The organism is Streptomyces sp. NPDC048825, from assembly GCF_043198355.1.
In the GTDB taxonomy this organism is placed as follows: domain Bacteria; phylum Actinomycetota; class Actinomycetes; order Streptomycetales; family Streptomycetaceae; genus Streptomyces; species Streptomyces xiangluensis.
In genome coordinates this window covers 1-22,426 of the sequence record NZ_JBICUR010000002.1, presented here as the reverse complement: position 1 = coordinate 22,426, position 22,426 = coordinate 1, and the positions used below count along the sequence as shown (strand labels likewise).

General features: G+C 71.2%; 18 protein-coding genes. 12 read left to right on the top strand and 6 right to left on the bottom strand.

What is annotated here, in order from left to right; genetic code table 11:
* Positions 1–51 precede the first annotated feature (51 nt).
* On the top strand, positions 52–1,365 hold the full coding sequence (locus tag ACGFNK_RS05415; protein ID WP_393412218.1) for a sensor histidine kinase: 1,314 nt from the start codon (positions 52–54) through the stop codon (positions 1,363–1,365).
* A 22-nt stretch (positions 1,366–1,387) separates the two neighbouring features.
* On the opposite strand, the gene ACGFNK_RS05410 is transcribed toward ACGFNK_RS05415, so the two are convergent.
* Both ACGFNK_RS05410 and ACGFNK_RS05405 read right to left on the bottom strand, forming a co-directional pair.
* Positions 1,388–1,885 (bottom strand): SUKH-3 domain-containing protein, encoded by a 498-nt coding sequence (locus ACGFNK_RS05410; protein ID WP_393412216.1) that lies wholly within the window; start codon positions 1,883–1,885, stop codon positions 1,388–1,390.
* 67 nt (positions 1,886–1,952) lie between these two features.
* Complete coding sequence (locus ACGFNK_RS05405; RefSeq protein ID WP_393412214.1) at positions 1,953–2,456, bottom strand: YwqJ-related putative deaminase; 504 nt, start codon at positions 2,454–2,456, stop codon at positions 1,953–1,955.
* Positions 2,457–2,729: 273 nt separating this feature from the next.
* On the opposite strand from ACGFNK_RS05405, the gene ACGFNK_RS05400 reads away from it, so the two are divergent.
* The 3 genes from ACGFNK_RS05400 to ACGFNK_RS05390 all read left to right on the top strand — a co-directional run bounded on the left by ACGFNK_RS05400 (position 2,730) and on the right by ACGFNK_RS05390 (position 8,761).
* On the top strand, positions 2,730–3,716 hold the full coding sequence (locus ACGFNK_RS05400) for an SMI1/KNR4 family protein (RefSeq protein ID WP_386343903.1): 987 nt from the start codon (positions 2,730–2,732) through the stop codon (positions 3,714–3,716).
* A 7-nt stretch (positions 3,717–3,723) separates the two neighbouring features.
* Positions 3,724–6,897, top strand: a complete 3,174-nt coding sequence (locus ACGFNK_RS05395; protein ID WP_393412212.1) for an SUKH-4 family immunity protein — start codon at positions 3,724–3,726, stop codon at positions 6,895–6,897.
* A 256-nt stretch (positions 6,898–7,153) separates the two neighbouring features.
* The gene (locus tag ACGFNK_RS05390) at positions 7,154–8,761 is read left to right on the top strand and encodes an SDR family oxidoreductase (RefSeq protein WP_393412210.1); all 1,608 of its coding nucleotides are present in this window, start codon (positions 7,154–7,156) and stop codon (positions 8,759–8,761) included.
* A 377-nt stretch (positions 8,762–9,138) separates the two neighbouring features.
* On the opposite strand, the gene ACGFNK_RS05385 is transcribed toward ACGFNK_RS05390, so the two are convergent.
* The gene (locus tag ACGFNK_RS05385; RefSeq protein ID WP_393412208.1) at positions 9,139–10,137 is read right to left on the bottom strand and encodes a MerR family transcriptional regulator; all 999 of its coding nucleotides are present in this window, start codon (positions 10,135–10,137) and stop codon (positions 9,139–9,141) included.
* 161 nt (positions 10,138–10,298) lie between these two features.
* Between ACGFNK_RS05385 and ACGFNK_RS05380 the strand changes: the two genes are divergently transcribed.
* From ACGFNK_RS05380 to ACGFNK_RS05360, 5 genes are all read left to right on the top strand, one after another.
* Positions 10,299–10,907 carry an RNA polymerase sigma factor gene (locus tag ACGFNK_RS05380; RefSeq protein WP_393412206.1) on the top strand — a complete coding sequence of 203 codons (609 nt, stop codon included), beginning with the start codon at positions 10,299–10,301 and terminating at the stop codon, positions 10,905–10,907.
* A gap of 106 nt (positions 10,908–11,013) precedes the next feature.
* A complete protein-coding gene (locus ACGFNK_RS05375; protein WP_393412204.1) occupies positions 11,014–11,841 on the top strand; it encodes a DUF4397 domain-containing protein in 828 nt (275 codons plus the stop codon).
* Positions 11,834–12,484: a class F sortase gene (locus ACGFNK_RS05370; RefSeq protein WP_393412202.1), complete on the top strand. Its 651-nt coding sequence runs from the start codon at positions 11,834–11,836 to the stop codon at positions 12,482–12,484. Before ACGFNK_RS05375 ends, ACGFNK_RS05370 begins: the two co-directional genes overlap by 8 nt.
* Complete coding sequence (locus tag ACGFNK_RS05365; RefSeq protein WP_393412200.1) at positions 12,484–12,840, top strand: hypothetical protein; 357 nt, start codon at positions 12,484–12,486, stop codon at positions 12,838–12,840. The genes ACGFNK_RS05370 and ACGFNK_RS05365 overlap by 1 nt, the downstream gene beginning before the upstream one ends.
* Before the next feature lie 254 nt (positions 12,841–13,094).
* Entirely contained in the window at positions 13,095–13,991 is an 897-nt protein-coding gene (locus tag ACGFNK_RS05360; RefSeq protein WP_393412198.1) for a cellulose-binding protein, read from the top strand.
* Positions 13,992–13,994: 3 nt separating this feature from the next.
* Here ACGFNK_RS05360 and ACGFNK_RS05355 read toward each other — a convergent pair whose 3' ends face one another.
* Both ACGFNK_RS05355 and ACGFNK_RS05350 read right to left on the bottom strand, forming a co-directional pair.
* On the bottom strand, positions 13,995–15,605 hold the full coding sequence (locus ACGFNK_RS05355; protein WP_393412196.1) for a cation acetate symporter: 1,611 nt from the start codon (positions 15,603–15,605) through the stop codon (positions 13,995–13,997).
* On the bottom strand, positions 15,602–16,045 hold the full coding sequence (locus tag ACGFNK_RS05350) for a DUF485 domain-containing protein (protein WP_393412194.1): 444 nt from the start codon (positions 16,043–16,045) through the stop codon (positions 15,602–15,604). The genes ACGFNK_RS05355 and ACGFNK_RS05350 overlap by 4 nt, the downstream gene beginning before the upstream one ends.
* A 302-nt stretch (positions 16,046–16,347) precedes the next feature.
* On the opposite strand from ACGFNK_RS05350, the gene ACGFNK_RS05345 reads away from it, so the two are divergent.
* Positions 16,348–16,773, top strand: coding sequence for a VOC family protein (locus ACGFNK_RS05345; protein WP_393412192.1), 426 nt, complete (start codon positions 16,348–16,350; stop codon positions 16,771–16,773).
* A 31-nt stretch (positions 16,774–16,804) separates the two neighbouring features.
* On the opposite strand, the gene ACGFNK_RS05340 is transcribed toward ACGFNK_RS05345, so the two are convergent.
* Positions 16,805–18,370, bottom strand: coding sequence for an MFS transporter (locus ACGFNK_RS05340; RefSeq protein ID WP_393412190.1), 1,566 nt, complete (start codon positions 18,368–18,370; stop codon positions 16,805–16,807).
* A gap of 386 nt (positions 18,371–18,756) precedes the next feature.
* On the opposite strand from ACGFNK_RS05340, the gene ACGFNK_RS05335 reads away from it, so the two are divergent.
* Both ACGFNK_RS05335 and ACGFNK_RS05330 read left to right on the top strand, forming a co-directional pair.
* Positions 18,757–19,545 carry an ABC transporter ATP-binding protein gene (locus ACGFNK_RS05335; RefSeq protein ID WP_033323132.1) on the top strand — a complete coding sequence of 263 codons (789 nt, stop codon included), beginning with the start codon at positions 18,757–18,759 and terminating at the stop codon, positions 19,543–19,545.
* Positions 19,542–22,121, top strand: a complete 2,580-nt coding sequence (locus ACGFNK_RS05330) for an ABC transporter permease (protein ID WP_393412188.1) — start codon at positions 19,542–19,544, stop codon at positions 22,119–22,121. The genes ACGFNK_RS05335 and ACGFNK_RS05330 overlap by 4 nt, the downstream gene beginning before the upstream one ends.
* The last annotated feature ends 305 nt before the right edge of the window (positions 22,122–22,426 follow it).

Genomic DNA, 22,426 nt, shown 5'->3' with positions numbered 1-22,426 from the left:
GTGCGGGAAAGTCGCCGGAAAAGGTGGGGTGGACGAACGTAGGCTGGAGGCATGACCACGACGGGGGAAGAAGGCACCGCGGCCGGGACGGGGCCGTGGTGGTGGGTGCGGTGGCGGGGTGCGTGGCTCGATGGCGGGCTCGCGTTGGTGTCCGCTGTCGAGTGCGCGTTCGAGGGGATCCCGTTCGCTCGGGATGCGGGGTTGCCGGAGCCGGCGGGGATGGTTTTCGGGGCGTTGGCGGGGTCCGTACTGCTGTTTCGGCGCAGGTGGCCGATTGCTGTCGTTCTTGTCTCGATCGCGATCACGCCTGCCGCGATGGGCTTTCTGATGGGGATCGTCGCGCTCTACACGCTGGCCGCCTCCGAGTTGCCGCGGCGGATCATCGGTGCGCTTGCGTCGATGTCGATGGTCGGGGTGCTGATCGTCGCGTATGTGCGGGCGCATCAGGGCGTCGTACGCGGCGATGTGGCGTTCGGCGAGTGGGCCGTGCCGTTCTTGTCGCTGACGACCTCTCTGGGCTTGACCGCGCCGCCGATTCTTCTCGGCTTGTATGTGGGTGCGCGGCGCCGCTTGATGGAGAGCCTGCGGGAGCGGGCCGACTCCCTGGAGCGGGAGTTGCAGCTGCTGGCCGAGCGGGCCGAGGAGCGGGCCGAGTGGGCGCGGAACGAGGAGCGGACGCGGATCGCCCGTGAGATGCACGACGTGGTCGCGCACCGGGTGAGCCTGATGGTCGTACATGCGGCGGCCCTTCAGGCCATTGCCCGGAAGGATCCCGAGAAGGCCGTCAGGAACGCGGCGCTCGTGGGGGACATGGGCCGGCAGGCACTGACAGAGCTGCGGGAGATGCTGGGTGTGCTGCGTACGGGAGACGGTCTGTCACCCCGGACACAGCCGGTGCCGCTCGCGGCGGTCGGTGCCGCGGCAGCCGCCGCGGCGTCCCGGGCCGTCGACGACGAGGGTGGCGACGGGCCGTGCCTGGCCGATCTCGACGAGCTGCTCGGGCAGTCGGCGGCGGCCGGGATGGCCGTGGATCTGTCGGTCGACGGCGATTCGCGTGCGTACGCGCCGGAGGTGGAGCAGACCGCGTACCGCGTGGTGCAAGAAGCGTTGACGAACGTCCACAAGCATGCGGCGGGTGCGAAGACGCATGTGCGGCTGGCGCATCGTTCGGCGGAGATCGCCATGCAGGTGGAGAACGAGCCGCCGCCGATACTGGAGGCGGCCTCGGACGCGCGCCTGCCGAGCGGGGGGAACGGCCTGGTGGGCATGAAGGAACGGGTTGCCGCGCTGGGCGGGGTGTTCGTGTCGGGGCCTACGGACGCGGGTGGGTTCCGGGTGTCCGCGGTGATTCCCGCGGAAGGCTGAGAGAGCCCCGGAACCAGCAGGTTCAGCCAGTCGTCAGGCGTACCGGCTCGATGCCCGACAACAGCCCCGCCAGCGCACGGTCGACATCGGGGCCCAGGTACCAGTCGCCGGTGTGGTCGAGCGTGTAGACGCGTCCCTCGGAGTCGATCGCGAGCAGCGCGCGGCTCTCTGATTCCTCGCCCAGCGGGCAGACCTGGGCGTCCAGGGCCCGGCCGAGGTCGGCGAGCGTGCGGGCCATGTGCAGGCCGTGCAGCGGGTCGAGGTGAAGAGGGGACGGGGCGACCTGCCGGCCGGGACCCGAGACGGGCACGTGGAGTCCGCCGAATTCAGCCCACGCTTCGACGGCCGCCGGGAACACGGCGTGCCGGTGTCCGGCCGGGGACTCGTGGTTGCGCAGGGCGTCGGCCCAGTACTCGGCCTGCTTTATGTCCCAGCGGCCCGGCTGCCACCCGGCGGCGCGCAGCGCGGCGTCGACGGGTACGGGAAAGCGGGTCGTGGAGGTGGAGCGGTCGGCGTGCATGGGTCCTACGTTCGTCTGTGCGGCATTCCTGCGGTGCAGATAGATACGTGTGTACGTGTGGGAAGGCTCACGCCCCCGGTGTCGTCGGGTCGACGATGCGTACGCCGAAGTGGGCGCTGAGCGCGGTGCAGGAGCGGCAGGGCGCGGCGAAGCTGCCGTGCAGCGGGTCGCCGTCCTCGCGGATGTAGCGGGCGGTGAGCTTGGCGTTCTTGAGGGATTTGCGGGCTTCGCCGTTGGTCATGGGTTTGCGGGCGGCCCGTTTGGAGCGGGCCGTGTCGGCGGCGCCGAGATGCCGGGAGATGAGGATCGTCTCGGCGCACCGGCCGGTGAAGCGGTCGCGCTGGGCGCTCGTGAGGGTGTCGAGGAAGTCCCGTACGAGCGGGTGGAGCTCGGGCAGCTGGTCGCCGCGTGCGGCCGTGCCGGTGAGGGTGGCGCCGCGTACGGAAAGGGCGGCGGCGACGGTGGGCAGTATGCCGTCGCGGCGGTGGCGGAGGGCAGGCGCGTGGGGTCTTTCGGTGCTGCTCCAGCCGACCCGTGGGTCACCGGATGTGCCCGTCTGCGTGGCGCTCATGATCTTGTTTCCTCCCCATCCCCGCGGTGCGGCCGCTGTTGTCACAGCCCCCGGGTGCGGGGACAGAGTGCCAAACTCCGTAGCTGGTGGGGAAGCTGAGGCCACCCGACACGCCTGTTCTTCGTCGCAGGGTCACGGCAGGGTGACGGCAGGTCACGGTACTGGGGGCATGTCCGGCCGGGGCAGAACCGGAGGCCCGGTGACCGGTGTCGTACAACCGCATAGGCTGTCGACATCCACGATCCAATCGGAACGCCGCAGGGGGCAACCGCCATGACGACAGGTCGGCTCGGGCAGCAAGCCGCGCCGCCGAACGCGGCCTATGCCGGGCAGGTCGTACATTTTCCGGACCCGGTCCGGGCCGCCCGTCACCCGAGAGGTGTACGGGTCGACGAGTACGGCTACCCCGACTTCTCGGGCTATGCGCGTGCCGCGGCGGAGATCGCCGAGCCGCCCGAGGGCTTCGGTGTCGATGAACTGCGGCTGACGGACTATGTGTCGGCGAACGCGGCGATGGCGGCCACGGGGCACGAACTGTGGGACACCATCCCGGCGGTGGCGACTCCGCACGGCTGGACCTGGCACCACGTGCCGGGTTCGCGGCGCCTGGAGTTGGTGCCGGTCGATGTGAAGGCCTTGCTGCGGCATCACGGCGGGCTCGCGACGGCGGCCGTCGACCAGAACAAGAGGGGTACGCGGCCCTTGCAGGAGACGCGGCCCGTGCACTTCGGGCTGCCGAAGACATCGGTCGCGGTGACCGAGCCGCAGGTGCAGAGCGTCGAGGAGGACCTGGGGTACCGGCTTCCGGGCGCCTATCGCTCGTTCCTGAAAGCGGCGGGCGGCTGTGCTCCGGTGGGGGCCGCGCTGGACGCCGAGTTGGGTCTGCTGGTCGACCAGCCGTTCTTCACGGTGCGCGACGAGGCGGCCGTCAACGACCTGGTGTACGTCAACAAGTGCCTGCGCGACCACCTCACAAAGGACTACCTGGGAGTGGGCTTCGTCCAGGGCGGGCTGCTCGCGGTGAAGGTGAAGGGCGAGCGGGTCGGGTCGGTGTGGTTCTGCGCGTTCGACGACGCCCGTGACCAGGACGCGTGGCCGCCGGCCGAGCGGGTGCAGCGGCTGCTGCTGCCCTGTGGTGACGACTTCGACCAGTTCCTGGGCCGGCTCGCGGGCAATCCGCCGGAGCTGGAGACCGTGGCGAACCTGATGGTGGACGGCGGCTTCGCGCGAGCCGTGTCCGTCTCTTCGGTGGGGGAGTGAACGTCCGATGGTGACCTTCGCGCAGGCGCAGGAGCGCGCGGAAGAGTGGATCAACGGTGATGTGCCCTCGTACCAGCATCGTGAGGTGCGGGTGCGGGAGTTCGAACTCGGCTTCGTCGTCTGGGCGGAGGACCGGGCCGAGGGCCCGCGCTCCGACGGCGGCGCACAGCGGCTCGTGATCGCGCGGGACAGCGGAGAGGCCACGTTGTGGCCCTCGCTGCCGGTGGGTGAGGTGATTCGCCGGTACGAGGAGGAGTACGGGCTGCCGGACGCGGCCCCCGATCCGGCGCCGGCGCCTCCGGCTCGGGTGGATCTGAACCAGACGTCGTTCCTGCTGACTCCTCCGGAGTGGTTGCAGGAGGCGGCGGACCGGATGGGGATTCCGAACCGGCGGGAAGGGTCGGGGGCGGGTTCGCCTTCGGGATCTGCCAGTTCGCCCGGTTCGTCCGCCGGTTCGTCGCTGGGCTCTGCCGGTTCGCCCGGTTCTGCCGGTTCGTCCTCGGGTTCGTCCGAGGGAGCGGGGGCTCGTCCTGCTGCCGCCTCTGCCGACGCCGGGTCCGCCAATGGGGCGTCGGGGGGCGGGAGTTCGCCGTCCGGGATGTCGCCGGGCGGGTCGTCCGCTCCCGGTGCTCCGTCGTGGCCGGCCGCCGGGGGCAGTTCCGAGCCGGGTTCCGCTGACGGGCCCGGTACGCCTCCCGCGGAGACCCCGTGGGCCGGGACCGACACCAACGCCGACGCGGGCGAGGACCGTTCGGTGCCGCTGCCCGCGACGGTGTTCTCACCGCCGCTGAGCGACGCCGACGACGACGGCAGGACGCCGCCGCCCACGCCGCCGGACGCCAAGACCGCCATGATGCACGGCGGCAGCCGGCTTCCGCGCACGGCGGTGGGCCCGGCCGTCGACGACGAGCAGGGGCCGGGCGCGCCGGGTACGCCGCCGCCCGGTTCGGCGTACGGGTATCCGCAGGGGCCCGGTGCGTCCGCTCCGGGTGGTCCACAGGGGACACCGCCTCCGGGTGCGCCTGGTGCTCCGCCTCCGGGTTCCTCGTACGGGTACCCGCAGGGGCCTGGTGCGCATGGGGCTCCGCCTCCGGGTGCGCCCAGTACTCCGCCTCCGGGTTCCTCGTACGGGTACCCGCAGGGGCCCGGTGCGCATGGGGCCCCGCCTCCGGGTGCGCCCGGTACTCCGCCGCCCGGTTCCTCGCACGGTTACCCGCAGGCGCCCGGCGCTGCTCCGGGCACGCCGCCGCCCGCTGGGCCTGGTGCGCCGCAGCCGCCCGCCGGGCCCAACGCGCCGCAGCCACCCTCCGGTTCGGGTGCGCCGGGGCGGCCGTTGGCGCCGAATGCCGGTGACATCGCCGACGCCGCGACCAGCAAGGCGCAGTCGCCGCCGCGCGGGGCACGCGGCGGTGGCGCGACTACGCCGCCTCCGCCGGGTGCGCCCGGGACGCCGGGTGCGCGGCCGGCGGGTACGCCTCCGCCGTCCGGCCCCGGCGCGCCGGGTGCCTCGGGAGGCGGTGGGTATGTCCCCACGCAACTCGTTTCGCAGCTCGGTTCTGACGGACCCGAGGGGCCGGGCGCGCCCGGAGGACCCGGTGCTCCGCAGCCGCCCGGAGCTCCCAACCCTCCGGGGGGTACGCCGTCGGGTGGCGTCCACCACCAGGCCACCGTGTTCGCCGACCCGAACCAGCCCGGCGCCAGCTCCGGTGGCCCCAAGCCGCCGGGCCCGCCCGGTGCCCCCGGCCGGCCCGGCACGCCGGGTACGCCTCCGCCGGGTGCGCCGCAGCCTCCGGGCGGTACGCCCTCGGGTGGCGTCCACCACGCGGCGACCATGCTCTCCGGTCCCGGCCCCGGTGGCGCTTCCGGCCCCGGCGCGCCTCAGCCGCCGGGCGCTCCCGGCACCCCGGGTACGCCTCCGCCGGGTGCGCCGCAGCCGCCCGGCGCCCCGAACCCTCCGGGCGGCACGCCCTCCGGTGGGGTCCACCACGCCCAGACGATGCTGTCCGGTCCCGGTCCCGCAGGCCCGGCTACTCCGCCGCCGCCGCAGGCTCCGGGGATGCCGCCGGGTGTGCCTCAGCATCCGACGCCGGGTCAGCCGATGCCGGGCCAGCCCTCCATGGGCGGCGGGCCGACACCAGGCCGGCCCATGCCCGGTCAGCCCATGCCGGGCCAGCAGCCTCCGGCCTACGGCTACCCGCAGCAGGGTCAGCCGACCGTCGGCCCCGGCTATCAGGCCGTACTCCGTTACCGCGCGCAGGACGGTTCCGAGCAGCAGCTCATCCGGCGCTCGGCGCCCGGCACCCCACACCCGGAGTGGCAGATCCTGCACGAGCTGCGCGCGATGAACGTGCCCCCGCAGCAGGTGCTGGAGCTCCACACGGAGCTGGAGTCCTGTGAACTGCCGGGCGCGTACTGTGCGCGGATGATCCGCGAGAGCTGGCCGCAGGCGAGGATCACCAGCATCGCCCCGTACGGCACGGACCACGCGAGCCGTCAGCAGGGCATGGCCCAACTCATCGCGCACCAGGGCGAGTTGCACCAGGTCGCGGACGGGCCCGCCCGACCGGCGCCGGTGCGCGCGCCGCTGCCGCCGGTGCAGCCCGCGCCGCCGATTCCGCCGGAGGCGATCGGTCAGGAGCTGGCGGCGGCGTTCGGACCGGGGATCTTCCGGTTCGACCAGGCGGCTGTGTCCCGGCAGGGCGTGCCCCCGGTCGTGGCGCACACCCTGGTCGTGGCCGGACTGCCCGTGGACATGAACCCGTTCTTCTGGGCCCAGGCCCAGCCGGGCCGCCCCGTCCCCACGCTCGCCGAACTGGCCCAGGAACGCGGGGTGCAGCCGGCCTCGGACGCGGGCTCGTACCTCGTCATGGGCAGCGACTTCGGCAAGGCGATCTGCGTCCAGTACGGCACGGCGAACATCGTGGCCGTACCGGTCGAGGCGGGCCCGGGCGGCGCATCCGTACCGCCGCAGTTCGTGAACACCGGGCTGCCCGAGTTCGCCCGCAGCCTCGCGCTGCTCGGGCGGATGTGGCGCCTGCGCTTCGGCCTGAACCAGGAGCAGGCGGGCCGCTGGACCGTCGACTTCCAGGCCCAGCTGGCCGCGCTCGACCCGGCGGCACTCGGTTCGCCGGAGAGCTGGTGGTCGGTCCTGCTGGAACAGATGTGGGACGGCTTGCTCTGACGTCACCTGATGATCGACGTCGGGCCGCGGGCGTCGTGGCCGAGCGCCCCGGCCCGCGGGCACCCGGCATGACCCGTCGCGTACCTGACGTCCCTTCGCCCCCTCGGACGGCCGGTGCCGATGCTCCACCCGGCTGGACGGCCGGCGGTGCCCGGTGTCGTGCATCCGCCGGGGCGGCCGAGGGGGAAGTGTCCGTGCCGGGGCCGGCCGTGATCCGGCGGCACGACGACGGCGGCGGACGACGGGAGGCACGATCATGGCGGCGGACGGACAGCCGGCCGGGCAGCGGCTGCACTGCCTGGTCACCGGGGCATCCGGATACATCGGCGGGCGCCTGGTGCCGGAACTGCTGGAGGCCGGTCATCGCGTCCGGTGCCTCGCCCGATCCCCCGGCAAACTCCGCGACCACCCCTGGGCGGCGGAGGCCGAGACCGTCCGGGGGGACGTCACGGATACGAAGTCGGTCGCCGCCGCGATGCGCGGGATCGATGTCGCCTACTACCTGGTGCACGCCCTCGGAACCGGCTCGCAGTTCGAGGACACCGACCGCGCCGCCGCCCGGGTCTTCGCCGAACAGGCGCGGGCCGCCGGCGTACGGCGGATCGTCTACCTCGGCGGGCTCACACCACGCGGCGTCCCGGAGGAGTCGCTCTCCCCACATCTGCGTTCCCGGGCCGAGGTGGGAGAGATCTTCCTCTCCTCCCCCGTGCCCGCCACGGTGCTGAGGGCCGCCGTCGTGATCGGCTCGGGATCGGCGTCCTTCGAGATGCTGCGCTACCTCACCGAACGCCTGCCCGTCATGGTCACGCCCAGCTGGGTGCACACACGCACCCAGCCCATCGGGGTCCGGGACGTGCTGCGCTACCTCGTCGGGTCGGCCACCATGCCGGACGACGTCGACCGGGCCTTCGACATCGGCGGGCCGGACGTCCTCACCTACCGGGACATGATGACCCGGTACGCCTCCGTCGCCGGACTGCGGCGGCGGTTCATCGTGCCGGTCCCGGTCCTCACTCCCCGGCTGTCCAGCCACTGGGTGGGCCTCGTCACCCCGGTCCCGGCCTCCCTCGCCCGGCCGCTCACCGAGTCGCTGCGGCACGAGGTCGTCTGCCACGAGCACGACATCGCCCAGTACGTGCCGGACGCTCCGGGCCGGCCGCTGCCGTTCGACGAGGCCCTGTCCCTGGCGCTGCGCAGGGTGCGGGAGGCGCAGGTCTCCACGCGCTGGTCCTCCGCCTCGGTGCCCGGAGCCCCCAGCGACCCGCTGCCCACGGATCCGGACTGGGCCGGCGGCAGCCTCTACGAGGACGAGCGGCACAGGCCGGTCGACGCGTCGCGGGAGGCACTGTGGAAGGTGGTCGAGGGCATCGGGGGCGAGAACGGCTGGTACTCCTCTCCCCTGGCATGGGCGGTGCGGGGCTGGCTGGACCGGTTCGCCGGCGGGGTCGGACTGCGCCGGGGACGGCGTGACACCGAGCGCCTGAGGGTTGGCGACTCGCTGGACTTCTGGCGGGTCGAGGAGATCGAGCCGGGTCATCTGGTGCGGCTGCGCGCCGAGATGCGGCTGCCCGGCCTCGCCTGGCTGGAGATGTACGCCGAGACCGACGACGACGGCCGCACCCGGTACCGGCAGCGCGCCCTGTTCCATCCGCGCGGCCTTCTGGGCCACGCCTACTGGTGGAGCGTCGCCCCGTTCCACGCCGTCGTGTTCGGCGGCATGGCGCGCAACATCGCCCGGGCGGCGGCGGGCGGCACGAGCGGACGCCGGAGCGCCTCGCGCGCCACCCGCATCCGACGGGCCCGTGCCGGGCGAAGGAAGAGGCAGCACTTACCCCGCGTCCCCGGTCTCACGCACCAGGAGTGACGCCATGACCGTAGCGTCGTCCTGTTCACCTCGGACGCGCGTCTGTACGACCATCCGCCTCTGCACGCCGCGCTGACGCGGCCGACGAGGTTCCCTTGTTCGTCCGCGACCCCACCGTCCATGTGACCGGCTTCGACGTGCCCAACCCGATCAGCCCGTGCGCGAGACTGAGGCCGTCGGCGCCGCCTCCGACGATCACCACGCCCGAAGCGGCGGCAGGCCCTTGGATCACCGGGCCTCACCCCGCTCGCCGGTGGCACCGGCCCTGAGGACGCGCGCCTGGATCGTCTCCACACCCCGCTCCCAGCCGCTGGGCCGGCGGCACCGGTCCGTTCCCGCACCGCTTCGGGCCGTCGGCCGTGTTCGGACGCAGCCGGTCAGGGCTTGTGCGACACGACCGACTCCAGAAGCGTGACGGCCTCGGCCAGCCCGGCCGGGCGCGGCAGACCGGCCGACGTCCGGCCGGCCCAGCCGGGACCGATCGTCAGGACGACCGGTTTGCGGCGGGCCCCGCGTACCCCCCACTCCATCGCGGCGACGTGCTGCGCCAGCGGCCGGCTGGCGGTGGTACGGGACTGTGCCCACAGCCCGACCGCGGCCGGTCCGGTCCGGCGTACGGCCGTGACGAGCGACTCCACGGGCAGGGCACCGCCGAACATCCGCACCGGCAGGCCGCGTTCGGCCAGTGCGGCGGCCAGCACCTCCAGCGACAGCGTGTGATTCTCTCCCGGCACGCAGGCGAGCACCGTGATGGCGCCCGGGCGGTCGGCGATCGCGGAGGGGGTGCTGCGCCGCAGCGCGCCGGAGACGTGCCAGGACAGGAAGTGCTCGACCTCGACGTACTTCTCGCCCGAGCTCTCCCACTTGCGGCCGACCGCCTGGAGCGTCGGCATGATCACCTCGGTCCAGGCGGTGACCAGCCCGTGCTCGTCGATCGCGGCTTCGAGCAGCTCGTCCAGCGCGGCGGCGTCGAGGCGCAGGGCCGCACGGGCTATGCCCTTGCATTCCTGACGCACGTCCCCCAGGCGTAGCCCGCTGCCCGCCCGGCTGCGAGCCCGGACGGCGGGGCGCGGTGCCGCGTCGGCGGCCGACCGGGCCGGCACCGCTTCGGGCGGGGCATCGCCCCGCACCATGCGCGCCGCCTCGGCGGGCGCTATGCCGGTCGCCGTCAGGGCGCACATCCGCTCCAGCCGTGCCATGTCCCCGGACGTCCAGCGCCGGTGCCGGCCGCCGGTGTGCGCGTCGGGACCGAGGCCGTAGCGGCGGTCCCAGGTGCGGACCGTGGTGGGTGCCACTCCCAGCCGCCGGGCCACCTCGCCGGTGGTCAGCCCGGCGCCCGCCGGCACGCCCTCGTCATCCCGTTCGTGTACGGCCATACCCCCACTGTACGACGCATAACCGACGCATGTTGCTATGCGTCGTTTGTGCGCCGAACACTGGCTTCCGAGCGCACGGTCGCTGCTTCGCACAGCGCGACCGGTGTGGTTCGGCAGACGGTCTTCCGCTCCGCACGGCTCCCGGCAGGAGGAAGCAGGCCATGATCACGAACACGCGACCCACGACCCTCGCCCCGCCCGTGGAGGAGACGCGTTACGAGGAGGAGCTGGCCCGTGGCCTCGTCGCCGCCGATGAGGAGGCGTTCGCCGCGATCTACCGGCGCTGGGGCTCGCTCGTCCACACCATGGCCACCCGGCTGCTCGGTGACGCCCACGAGGCGGAGGACGTGACCCAGCAGGTCTTTCTCGGCGCCTGGCACGGGCGGGCCGGCTTCCGCCCCGAACGGGGGCCGCTCGGCGCCTGGCTGGTCGGCATCACCCGCCGCAAGATCGTCGACGCGCTGGCGGCCAGGACGAGACGACTGACGCTCATCGACTCGGCCGCCCACGACACCGGCGCCGGCGCGGAGCAGGGCGAGACGGCACCGGAGCGCGTCCTGGACCGGGTGCTGCTCGTCGATGCCCTGTCCCGGCTGCCGCAGCAGCAGCGCGAAGTGCTCTGCATGGCCTTCTACGAGGACCTGACCCAGGCGCAGATCGCGGAACGCACCGGCCTGCCCCTGGGAACCGTCAAGAGCCACGCCCGTCGCGGCATGCACCGGTTGCGCCTGGTGATCGAACCGTCCGCCGCTCCCGGCACGGGCATGTGACCGCGTCGAAGAAGCACCGCCGGCCGCGCATCCGCGGAGGCCCCCACACCTGAAACGGGACTGAGACTCCGCTCCGTACGGAGACTCCTTCTGAAGGGAAGATCCCATGAGCTCCCGAATCCACCTCGCCGTCGCGGCCTCGGCCGGCGCCTGCGCCCTGGCCCTCGGCATGGCCGCACCCGCCATGGCCCAAGAGCAGGACAAGGCCATGGTGTCCGTCTTCCACGGCATCCCCGGGATGACCGTGGACGTGTACGCCAACGGCGACGAACTGCTCAGCGACTTCAAGCCCGGCACGGTAACGGACCCGCAGTCCCTCGACGCCGGGACCTACGACATCCAGATCTTCGAAGCGGGCAAGGGACCCGAGGGCACTCCCGCCCTGGAGAAGAAGGTCGAGGTGCCCGAGGGCGCCAACGCCACGGTCGCCGCCCATCTCTCCGCCGACGGCAAGCCCCAGCTGACGGCCTTCGTCAACGACGTCTCGCAGGTCGGCGCCGGCAAGGCCCGTCTGACGGTCCGCCATGTGGCGGCCGCGCCCGCCGTCGACGTCCGGGCCGGCGGACAGCCCGTCTTCAGCAACCTCACCAACCCGAAGGAGGACACCGCCGAGGTCGACGCGGGCACGGTCAACGCCGACGTGGTGCTCGCCGGTACGGACACCGTGGCCATAGGCCCGGCCGACCTGAGCCTCAAGGAAGGCACCAGCAGCGTCGCTTACGCATGGGGCAGCGCCGACGACAAGAACCTGGCCCTGAAGACCCAGTCCTTCAGCGGCATGGCATCGGCGCCCAAGGGCGTCGACGCGGGCGGCAGCGGTGCCGCCGTCACCACCAACTCCTCCGACACGTGGCCGGCCTGGGCCGCCGCGGCCGGAGTGGTCACGGTGACGGGCGTCCTGGCGGCCCGCAGGGTCGCCGGCCGGCGTGGCTGACAGCGCGCGACGGCTGACCGGACTGACCGTGGCGGCTGCCGCTCTGGCAGCCGTCCTCGGTTTTCCGGACGGGCCGTCGCACCCGGCCGCGCCCCCGTCCGCCGTCGTGGCCGCGACCTCCGGACGTACGGACGGGGCGGCCGCGAAGGCGGACCCCGGCAAGGCGCAGGATCCGCCGCCCCGGCGCGTCCTGGTGCGCGGCGTGGGCCTCGACGCCCGGGTCGGCCCGGTGGGCGTGACGGACCGGGGGGACATGACCGTCCCCGACGAGCCCTCCGTGGCCGGCTGGTACCGCTACGGCCCGGCACCCGCCAGTGAGCGGGGGTCGGCCGTGCTCGTCGGGCACGTCGACAGCGACACCGGTGAGATCGGTGAATTCGCCGCGCTGTACGACGTGCGGCGCGGGGATCGCGTCGAGGTGCGGCGGGCGGGGGCGGAACCGGTGCACTACCGCGTCGTCTCGCGCGTCACCGTGCCGAAGGACGAGCTGCCCTCCTCGGTGTTCCGCCGGTCCGGTGTCCCTGTCCTGACGCTCATCACCTGCGCGCCGCCGTTCGTCCCCGAGCGGGGCGGCTATCTGTCCAACCTCGTCGTCACGGCGGAGCCCGTCGAGTCGCGGGGTCCGGGGGACGGGAGGGCGTAGTGGTCCACGTAGAGCCCGCGCACCTGGTGGAACTGGCGCTGCGGAACACCCCGCCGACCGACGACGACGCCGAGGCCCTGCGGCACGTCGAGCGGTGTGACCGCTGCCGCGACGCGCTGCGGATGATGACCCGAGTCGTGACCGCCGCCCGCACCGCCGAGCTGGTGGACCTGCCGACCGCACCCCCGGAGCGGGTCTGGCACCGCATCACACAGGGCGTGTCACGCGAGTCCGCCCCACCCCGACCGCCCCCGAGGACCCTCGGCCGCAGCACAAAGCGGAAGCTCCTCGCCGTGGTCGCCCTCGCCGTGGTCGCCGGCACCGTCGCCCGCCGCACGTTGAAGCGGAACGTCTGATGCAGAGCCGGCCAACTGCGGAAGCGTGGAGTCCGGGGCGGTTGTCCCAGCACGGAGCTCCATCCCGACGACTTCGGGCCTGGTCGATCGACCAGGCCCGGCACTTTTGTCATCCGACTTGTCGTCCGACCCTTTACTGCGTCCGCCCCCTTTACCGACCGAACGGGCGGAGTGTCGCATTATGAACACTTCCGTCTGATCTACCAGGATGTGCGGCACATCATGCTGTACGCCGCCGAAGAGGGGATTCGAGGATGAGCAGCGCATCGGGCGCATCGGTGTCACCTCATGGCTTCATGGCCGTACGAGGCCGTGGTTACCGTCCCGAGCAGGTGGACGCGTACGCCGCGGAACTCTCGCAGGACCGCGACGCCGCGTGGGAACGAGCCGCCCGCCTGACCGTACTGGCCAAGGATATGGAGGCGGAGGCAGGCCGACTGGCCGAGCAGATGGCCGCGCTCCCTCCGCAGACGTACGAGACGCTCGGCGAAGGTGCCGCACACCTCTTCGAACTCACCAAGGAGGAAGCGGCGGCCGTCCGCGAGAACGCCCACCGGGAGGCGAGGCACGCCCTGGAGGCGGCGGAGTCCGAGGCCGACCGGGTACGCGAGGCGGCACGGGCGGAGGCCGACGCGGTACGGGCCGAGGCGGACGAACGGGCCCGCCAGCGTCTGCTGGCCGCCCAGGCCGAGGCCGACGAACTGCGTATCGCCGCACGCCTGGACGTGAAGGAGCACCGCGGCGAGGCACTGGCCGCACTGCGCGACATGCGTGAACGCTCGGAGGCGAAGCTGGCCGAGCAGGCCAAGGAACACGCCGACCGCTTGGCCGAGGTGGACCGCGCAACGGCGGAGCAGGAGGCCGCCCTGGACGCACAGCACGCTCCGCAACTGTCACGAGCCGAGGCAGCCCTGGCCGAAGCCGAACGAGCCCTGTCCGAGGCCCAGGCCGCCACCCGCCACCTCCAGGAGGACGCAGAGTCCCAGGCCGCCGCCCTCCTGGCAGAGGCCCGAGCCCGCGAGACCCGAATCGCCCACGAAACGGAACGCCTGCTGCGAGCACACGCAGAGCAGAGGGACGAAGTGCAGGCCCACATGAACCACGTACGGGACAGCTTGGTAACGCTGACGGGCCAGGCAACGGGTGAATGAGAGCTAACGCCCTCGCCGGACCACCCCCGCCAAGATCCACCCCTCAACCGCCTCGTACTGCCGCCGCTCCTCCTCCGCCCGCCGCCGCCCGGAGACCACCGTCCCCAACCAGCCGAAGGCGAACCCGAGCGGAATGGACAGCAGCCCGGTCGTGGTGAACGGAAACCACGTGAAGTCATGGTTGGGGAACGCCGAAATGGGCGACCCGGAGACCAAGTTGGTCCCCGTCATCAGCACGAACGTACTGACCGAGCCCCCGATCAACGTACAAAGCAACCCCACCCGCGTATAACGCCGCCAGAACAGCCCGTACACCAGCGCAGGCGCGATCGCCGAAGCCCCGATGCAGAACGACAACGTCACCAGCGGCTGCAGGCTCCGATGCTGGACAAGAGTGGCCAGCAGAATCGTCGGCACGCCCACCGCCGCCGCCGACACCCGGGCCAACGTCATCTCACGCCGAGGCGACAACTGCTTCCGGCCGTGAGCGAAGACGTCATGAGCAAGAGAATTGGCGCAGGCGAGAATCATCCCCGCCACAGATGCCAGCACGGTCAGAAAGATCGCGGTCGTGACGGTCGTGAACAGCAGCGTCTCGCCCGTCGACACATCCGCCCCGAACACGGCCCGCGAGCCCAGCAGATACGCCGTGTTGCCCTGCGGATCCACCGCAGTGATCGCTTCCCGTCCGATCATGGCGACCGTACCGAAGCCGACCACCGTGATGATCAGCACGAACAGCGCCACGGCCGGCACCGCCCAGGACATCGACCGCCGCACCTCACGCGTACTGCCCGCGGTGTACATGCGCATGGTGATGTGCGGCAGCACCGCGGCACCGAGCACCACCGTCAACTCCGATGTGATCATGTCGAGTTCGGAACTCGGCCCACCTGCGAACTGCAGCCCCGAGTTCAAGAACGCCGACCCCGCCCCACTGCCCTCCGCCGCCGCGTTGAACAGCCCACCGAGATCCCACTCGTACCTGTTGAGGATGAGTACGGAGATGACGGCGCCGGAGCCGAGCAGGATCACGATCTTCAGGATCTGGATGAGGGCGGTGCCCTTCATGCCGCCGATCGCCGCGTAGCTGATCATCAACGTGCCGAGCCCGATGATGCAGCCGGTCTTCAGCGCGTCGCTGGAGAAGCCGAGGAGAAACGCCAACAGATCGCCCGTACCAGCGAGTTGGACCAGCATCATCGGCATCAGCGCGGCAAGCGTCACGAAACAGGCCGTGATGCGTACGGAGCGTCCCGGCATCCGGCGCGCGAATACGTCGCCCATGGTGAACCGGCCCGCGTTGCGCAGCGGTTCGGCCAGCAGGAACATCAGCAGCATCAGGGAGAGGGCGGTGCTCAGGGCGAGTACGACCCCGTCGTAGCCGAACAGCGCGATCACGCCGCCCGTACCGAGCACGGTCGCGGCGGAGATGTAGTCGCCCGCGATGGCCAGGCCGTTGCGCATCGGCGACAGCGAGCTGTAGCCGGTGTAGAACTCGTCGAGGTCGTCGTGGTCGGGGCCGGTCATCACGCACAGCAGCAGCGTGATGGTGGCGATGACCGTGAACGCCACCAGTGACATCGCCTGCGCGGAACTGCTGAACCCGGTCATCGGGCACCCTCCGCCCGCTTGGCGTCCAGCTCGGACTGTTTCCTTATCCGTTCGGCGATCGGGTCGACGCCGCGGCGGGCCGTGTACTCGTACAGTGCGATCGCCGCGCAGGTGACGGGCACCTGGATGAGCCCGAGCAGCAGTCCGAGGGGAAGTCCGTCGGTGACGTCCTGCGTCATGAACTCGGGCGCGTACGCGGACAGAACGAGAAAGAGCGTGAAATAACCCAGCGCGGCGAGCGTCGCCACGCGCCGCTGCCACCGGTACGCGGTGCGCAGGACGCGGATGTCGCTGTGGTGGCCGAGCGCGGCGTGCCGGTGCTGGTGGCGCGCGGGTTCGGGTTCCGGCTGGGGCTGTGGTGCCCATGGATAGGTGGAGTAGGAGGGCGACGAGTCGTGCGGCGGTGGAACTCGGTACGACGCGGGCGGTTCGTAGGACATCCCGGTTTTCCTTGCGTGGCTCGGGCCCGGTACGGGCCGCAGGGAACGGTGGGGAGTGGGCTGGAACGAGCCACGCACGCTACTCGGCGTCCTTGAGATGCGCTGCCTTTTCACCAAACTGATCGGTCGGTATGTGCTTGCTGGGCTGACCTCGGGTGTTACCTCCGTTAACCCCACTTGCCCCATTGGTCAGTTATGACGAAAACGTAAACGTCAAGAAGTCCGCGCGCCGGGCCGCCGACCTTCTCCACCTCGCCCTCACCGCATGGCGGCTGCTCGAAGGCTGAGCACACACTGGAGGCATGAACGCAGACGACAGGAATCTTCTGGCCCGGGGAAGCGTGGCGACCAGGCTGCCCGCCCAGGACCTGGACCGGGCGCGGCGTTTCTACTCCGAGCGGCTCGGTCTGGAGCCCGTCGACGAGCGGTCCGGCGGGCTGTTGTACCGGTGCGGGGGTGTGGAGTTCGCGGTGTTCCAGTCGACGGGAGCCTCGCCCGGCACCTTCACCCAGATGGGCTGGCAGGTCGACGACATCGAGGCAGTCGTGGCGGACCTCAAGCAGCGCGGCGTGGTGTTCGAGGAGGTCGACGTGCCCGGGCTCCGGACGAGGAACGGAATCGCGGACATCGACGGCCACTATCCGAGCAAGGGCGCACGGGGCGAACGCGCCGCCTGGTTCCGCGACAGTGAGGGGAACCTGCTGGGTATCGGCGAACCGGTCTACTGAGCAGGGCACCGGGTGAACAAGAGGGGCCCGATCACGAGTCGGCAGCGCTCTTCAGGACCGGAAACCGTCGCGGTGCCATCAACAACAGGACCAGGAAGGCGAGTCCGGCCGCGCAGGCCGCTCCGTAGTAGACCGCGTGGACCGCGTCGGCTACCGCGTGGCGGAGGAGTTCGGAGGGGGTGCCCGAGTCGAGGGAGCGGGTGATCGAGTCGAGGTCGCCGGCGCCGCCCAGGCGGCTGGCGAGCACGCCGTTGGCGATCGCTCCGAACAGGGCCGCGCCCAGGGTTTGGCCGGTCTGGCGGCAGAAGAGTACGGAACCGGTGGCCGTGCCGCGTTCGGACCAGACGACGATCGACTGGACGCCTATGAGCAGGGGGAGTTGGAACAGGCCGAGCGCGGCGCCGAGGAGGAGCATGAGCAGGGCCGGCTGCCAAGGTTCGCCGGGGTAGGGCAGGAACGGGAACGCGAGCAGGAGCAGCGCCGCCGTACCGATACCGATCAGCGCCGAGTTGCGGAAACCGATCCTGCGGTACACATGCTGGCTGAGCGCCGCCGACACCGGCCAGCTCAACGTCCATACGGAGAGCACGAATCCGGCCGCTATGGGGGCAAGACCGAGGACTGCCTGGGCGTAGGTCGGCAGGAAGACCGTCGGCGCCACCATCAGCAGACCCAGCGCGCCCAGCGCCAGATTGACCGCCGCGATGGTGCGGCGGCGCCAGACCCAGCCGGGGATGATCGGTTCGGCGGCCCGGCGTTCGATCACCACGACCAGTGCGATGAGGGCAAGTCCCGTGCCCAGCAAGGCGATTGAGGGTGCGGAAAGCCAGGCCCACGCGACTCCGCCCTGCACCAGCGCCGTCAGCAGGACGCCGCCGCAGGCGAAGACCGCGAGCGCGCCCGCCCAGTCGATACGGGGACGGGGGCCGGGCGTGCGCGCTGGTTCGTGCAGGTGGCGGACGATCAGCCAGAGGGCCAGCGCGCCGATCGGCAGGTTGATGAGGAAGATCCACCGCCAGTCGGCGTACGCCGCGAGGACTCCGCCGACCGCCGGGCCCGCGACCGCCGATGTCGCCCAGACCGTGGACAACTTCGCCTGGATCTTGGGCCGTTGCTTAAGGGGGTAGAGATCGGCGGCGAGCGTCTGGACGGTCCCCTGGAGGGCGCCGCCGCCGAGGCCCTGGACGATACGGAAGGCGATGAGCGCCGCCATGTTCCAGGCGAGCGCGCAGAGCAGGGAGCCGATCAGGAAGATGGCTGCGCCCGCGATCAGTACGGGCTTGCGGCCGAAGGTGTCGGAGAGCTTGCCGTAGACGGGGAGCGTGACCGTCACGGCCAGCAGATAGCCCGAGAACAGCCAGGAGAAGACGGAGAAGCCGCCGAGGTCGCCCACGATCTGCGGTACGGCGGTCGACACGATCGTGGAGTCGAGCGCGGCCAGGCCCATCGCGAGCATGAGCGCGGCGACGACGGCACGGCGTCTTCGGGGCTCGACCTGTTCGGCGGCCGGTGCGGACGGTATGCCGGTGTCCGGCCCCGGCCCCTGGGTTTCCTCCTGACTCACGGCTTCCGTTCCCCCATTCCGTTCCCCTTGCATCTATCTGCCGGAGGACACTCTCTCACTTCGCCCTCCCGCCGTGGCAGGTATGACTCCGACTGGGCTCAAGGGCGGAGCCGACCCCTAGGACCTCTCCGCCGACGGGTGGAGATCCCGTAGGGGTACCTCCGTACTACGGCCGGGGGAGGCTTCGTACCGCCGGAGGACGAGAGGCGGCATGCACCGTCCTTAACCTGGCTTTACGCCGCTGAGGGCGGAGTACCGCAGCTCCGGAGGTGGGGTTTACCCCAGGAAAAGACTGCGCTGGGCACCAGCGCGCCGGACCCCCTCCCGCCGCCAGACTCATTCCACGTAGAAGAGCACGCAGACCACGCACAGCACGCAGACGATGCGTACCACCTGCTGACCGACTTAGGAGACATACCGTGACTTCGGCTGTAACCATTCCCAGGCACGGGGGCACTGGAGGGCGTACGGCCGTTGCCGCGCGGGCGCGGCAGGTCGTCAAGGCGTACGGATCCGGGGAGACCCGAGTCGTCGCCCTGGACCACGTCGACGTGGACATCGCGCGGGGCCAGTTCACCGCGATCATGGGCCCCTCGGGGTCCGGCAAGTCCACGCTGATGCACTGCCTCGCCGGCCTCGACACCGTCACCTCCGGGCAGATCTACCTGGACGAGACGGAGATCACCGGCCTCAAGGACAAGAAGCTCACGAAGCTGCGCCGGGACCGGATCGGCTTCATCTTCCAGGCCTTCAACCTGCTGCCGACGCTGAACGCGCTCGAGAACATCACTCTGCCCATGGACATAGCGGGCCGTAAGCCGGACCGCGGCTGGCTGAGCCAGGTCGTCGAGACGGTCGGCCTGAGCGACCGGCTGAAGCACCGGCCGACCCAGCTCTCGGGCGGCCAGCAGCAACGCGTCGCCGTGGCACGGGCGTTGGCCGCGCGGCCCGAGATCATCTTCGGTGACGAGCCGACCGGGAACCTCGACTCCCGCGCCGGCGCCGAGGTGCTCGGCTTCCTGCGGCGCTCCGTCGACGAGCTCGGCCAGACCATCGTGATGGTCACACACGACCCGGTGGCTGCCTCATACGCGGACCGGGTGCTGTACCTGGCCGACGGACGGATCGTCGACGAGATGTGGAAGCCCACCGCCGAAACCGTCCTGGACCGGATGAAGGACTTCGACGCCCGGGGGCGTACGTCATGACCGTCATGAAGACCTCGATGCGCAACTTCTTCGCGCACAAGGGACGTATGGCCCTCTCGGCCGTGGCGGTCCTGCTGTCGGTGGCCTTCGTCTGCGGCACGCTCGTCTTCACCGACACGATGAACACGACGTTCGACAAGCTCTTCGCGGCCACCTCGTCCGACGTCCAGGTCAGCGCCAAGGGCGCCTCGGACACCGGTGAGACCCAGGCCGACAACGGCAAGCCGCCGGTCATGCCCGCGTCCGTGCTGGGCGAGGTGCGCAAGGCGGAGGGGGTCAAGTCCGCCGAGGGCACCGTCTTCTCCACTTCGGTGACCGTCGTCGACGCCGACAAGGACAGCCTCTCGCCCGCGGGCGGCGCCCCGACCATCGTCGGCAACTGGAACGCCAACGACGCCCGCACCATGAAGATTTCCTCCGGCAACGCCCCGCGCGGACCGGACCAGATCATGGTCGACGCCGACACCGTCGACAAGCACCACCTGAAGCTCGGCGACGAGATCGGCGTCATCACGGCGGTGGGCACGCACCGGGCCAAGGTCTCGGGCATCGCGGAGTTCGAGGTCACCAACCCGGGTGCCGCGATCTTCTACCTGGACACGAAGACCGCGCAGAAGGCCCTGGTCGGCGACACCGGCGTCTACACCAACGTCAACGTCACCGCTGCCTCCGGCTTCAGCGACGCCCAGGTGAAGAAGAACGTCACGGCCGCGCTCGACAGCGGCTACCAGATCCAGACGGCCAAGGAGGTCGCGGACGCCAACGCCGAGGACGTCGGCGACTTCATGGGCGTGATGAAGTACGCGATGCTCGGCTTCGCCGGGATCGCCTTCCTCGTCGGCATCTTCCTGATCATCAACACCTTCTCGATGCTGGTCGCCCAGCGGACCCGCGAGATCGGCCTGATGCGGGCCGTCGGGTCGAGCCGCCGGCAGGTCAACCGGTCCGTGCTGGCCGAGGCGCTGCTGCTCGGTGTCTTCGGCTCGGTGCTGGGGGTCGGTGCGGGCGTGGGCCTGGCCATCGGCCTGATGAAGCTCATGGGCGCCACCGGCATGAACCTCTCCACTGACGACCTCACCGTCGCCTGGACCACCCCGGTGGTCGGCCTGCTGCTCGGCGTCGTGGTCACCGTGCTCGCCGCGTACCTGCCCGCCCGGCGGGCCGGCAAGGTCTCGCCGATGGCGGCGCTGCGGGACTCCGGGGCGCCGGTGGACGCCAAGTCCGGCGTCATACGGGCTCTGCTGGGCCTCGTCCTGACGGGCGCCGGCGGTTGCGGGCTGTACCTCGCGTCCCAGGCTGACAAGGCGAGCGAGGGCTCGATGTGGCTGGGCGGCGGTGTGGTGCTGTCGCTGATCGGCTTCGTCGTCATCGGCCCGCTGCTCGCGAGCGGCGTCGTGCGGGTGCTGAGTGCCGTGGTGCTGCGGATCTTCGGACCGGTCGGGCGGATGGCAGAGCGGAACGCGCTGCGCAACCCGCGTCGTACGGGGGCGACCGGCGCCGCGCTCATGATCGGCCTCGCGCTGGTCGCGTGCCTGTCGGTGGTCGGCTCGTCGATGGTCGCATCGGCTACGGACCAGCTGGACAAGACCGTCGGTACGGACTTCATCATCCAGTCCGACAGCGGCCAGCTGATCACGCCGCAGGCGGTGCAGGCGGCCAGGTCGGCGGAGGGCCTGAAGGGGGTCACCGAGTACAAGTGGACCGAGGCCGACTTCACCACCCCCGACGGCAGGACGCTCGAGAAAACGGCCATCACGGCGGCCGACCCGAGCTACGCCACGGACCTGAGCACCGAGACGGTCGCCGGGAACCTCAAGGACGCCTACCGGCCCGACTCGATGTCCGTCCACGAGGAGTTCGCCAAGGACCACGGCATCAGCCTCGGCTCGAAAATCTCGGTCGCCTTCAAGGACGGCACCACCGCCCGGCTGACGGTCCGTGCGATCACCAGCAGTGAGGTCGTCATCGACCAGGGGGCCATGTACACATCCATCGACACGATGGCCAAGTACGTCCCCGCCGACAAGATGCCGCTGGACACGCTGCTCTTCGCCTCGGCGAAGGAGGGCCAGGAGACGGCCGCGTACAAGTCGCTGAAGACCGCGCTGGACGACTATCCGCAGTACACCGTTCGCGACCAGACCGACTACAAGGAAGCGCTGAAGGACCAGATAGGCCAGCTCCTGAACATGATCTACGGCCTGTTGGCCCTGGCGATCATCGTCGCGATCCTGGGTGTGGTGAACACCCTGGCGCTGTCGGTGGTGGAGCGGACACGGGAGATCGGCCTGATGCGGGCGATCGGCCTCTCGCGGCGTCAGCTGCGGCGCATGATCCGCCTGGAGTCGGTGGTGATCGCCCTGTTCGGTGCTCTCCTGGGCCTTGGCCTGGGCATGGGCTGGGGCGCGACCGCCCAGCAGCTCCTGGCCCTGGAGGGCATGAAGGTCCTGGAGATTCCGTGGCCGACGATCACCGGAGTGTTCCTGGGCTCCGCGTTCGTGGGGCTGTTCGCAGCGCTGGTACCGGCGTTCAGGGCGGGCCGGATGAACGTACTGAACGCGATCGCAACGGAGTAGCTGCGCAGGCTTCTGTGGACGGGGGTACGGGGGAAGGAGCCCGGCGCCGGGGGCGCCGGGCTCCTTCAGTTGTTCGTTGTCGGGTGCGGGTGCCTCCGGCGGTTGGGCGGCTGCGGGTTCGTTGTGGCTGGTCGCGCAGTTCCCCGCGCCCCTGGGTTCGTTGGGGGTCGGGGCCGTGGGCCGGTGCGTCAGCCCGTCGCAGGGTGGGCGTACGGCCCTTCGGCTTCCACAGGGCGCAGGTGGCCTGAGACAGAACCTACGCGACGGGCATACGACGCACCGGCCCACGTCCCCTCCCGCCGGTG

Bases quoted from the DNA above. Each gene is read 5' to 3' on its own strand.
- ACGFNK_RS05415 (WP_393412218.1), top strand. From the start codon at position 52: ATGACCACGACGGGGGAAGAAGGCACCGCGGCCGGGACGGGGCCGTGG.
- ACGFNK_RS05340 (WP_393412190.1), bottom strand. From the start codon at position 18,370: ATGCAAGGGGAACGGAATGGGGGAACGGAAGCCGTGAGTCAGGAGGAA.
- ACGFNK_RS05385 (WP_393412208.1), bottom strand. From the start codon at position 10,137: ATGGCCGTACACGAACGGGATGACGAGGGCGTGCCGGCGGGCGCCGGG.
- ACGFNK_RS05345 (WP_393412192.1), top strand. From the start codon at position 16,348: ATGAACGCAGACGACAGGAATCTTCTGGCCCGGGGAAGCGTGGCGACC.
- ACGFNK_RS05395 (WP_393412212.1), top strand. From the start codon at position 3,724: ATGGTGACCTTCGCGCAGGCGCAGGAGCGCGCGGAAGAGTGGATCAAC.
- ACGFNK_RS05350 (WP_393412194.1), bottom strand. From the start codon at position 16,045: ATGTCCTACGAACCGCCCGCGTCGTACCGAGTTCCACCGCCGCACGAC.
- ACGFNK_RS05360 (WP_393412198.1), top strand. From the start codon at position 13,095: ATGAGCAGCGCATCGGGCGCATCGGTGTCACCTCATGGCTTCATGGCC.
- ACGFNK_RS05330 (WP_393412188.1), top strand. From the start codon at position 19,542: ATGACCGTCATGAAGACCTCGATGCGCAACTTCTTCGCGCACAAGGGA.
- ACGFNK_RS05410 (WP_393412216.1), bottom strand. From the start codon at position 1,885: ATGCACGCCGACCGCTCCACCTCCACGACCCGCTTTCCCGTACCCGTC.
- ACGFNK_RS05355 (WP_393412196.1), bottom strand. From the start codon at position 15,605: ATGACCGGGTTCAGCAGTTCCGCGCAGGCGATGTCACTGGTGGCGTTC.
- ACGFNK_RS05380 (WP_393412206.1), top strand. From the start codon at position 10,299: ATGATCACGAACACGCGACCCACGACCCTCGCCCCGCCCGTGGAGGAG.
- ACGFNK_RS05400 (WP_386343903.1), top strand. From the start codon at position 2,730: ATGACGACAGGTCGGCTCGGGCAGCAAGCCGCGCCGCCGAACGCGGCC.
- ACGFNK_RS05375 (WP_393412204.1), top strand. From the start codon at position 11,014: ATGAGCTCCCGAATCCACCTCGCCGTCGCGGCCTCGGCCGGCGCCTGC.
- ACGFNK_RS05390 (WP_393412210.1), top strand. From the start codon at position 7,154: ATGGCGGCGGACGGACAGCCGGCCGGGCAGCGGCTGCACTGCCTGGTC.
- ACGFNK_RS05405 (WP_393412214.1), bottom strand. From the start codon at position 2,456: ATGAGCGCCACGCAGACGGGCACATCCGGTGACCCACGGGTCGGCTGG.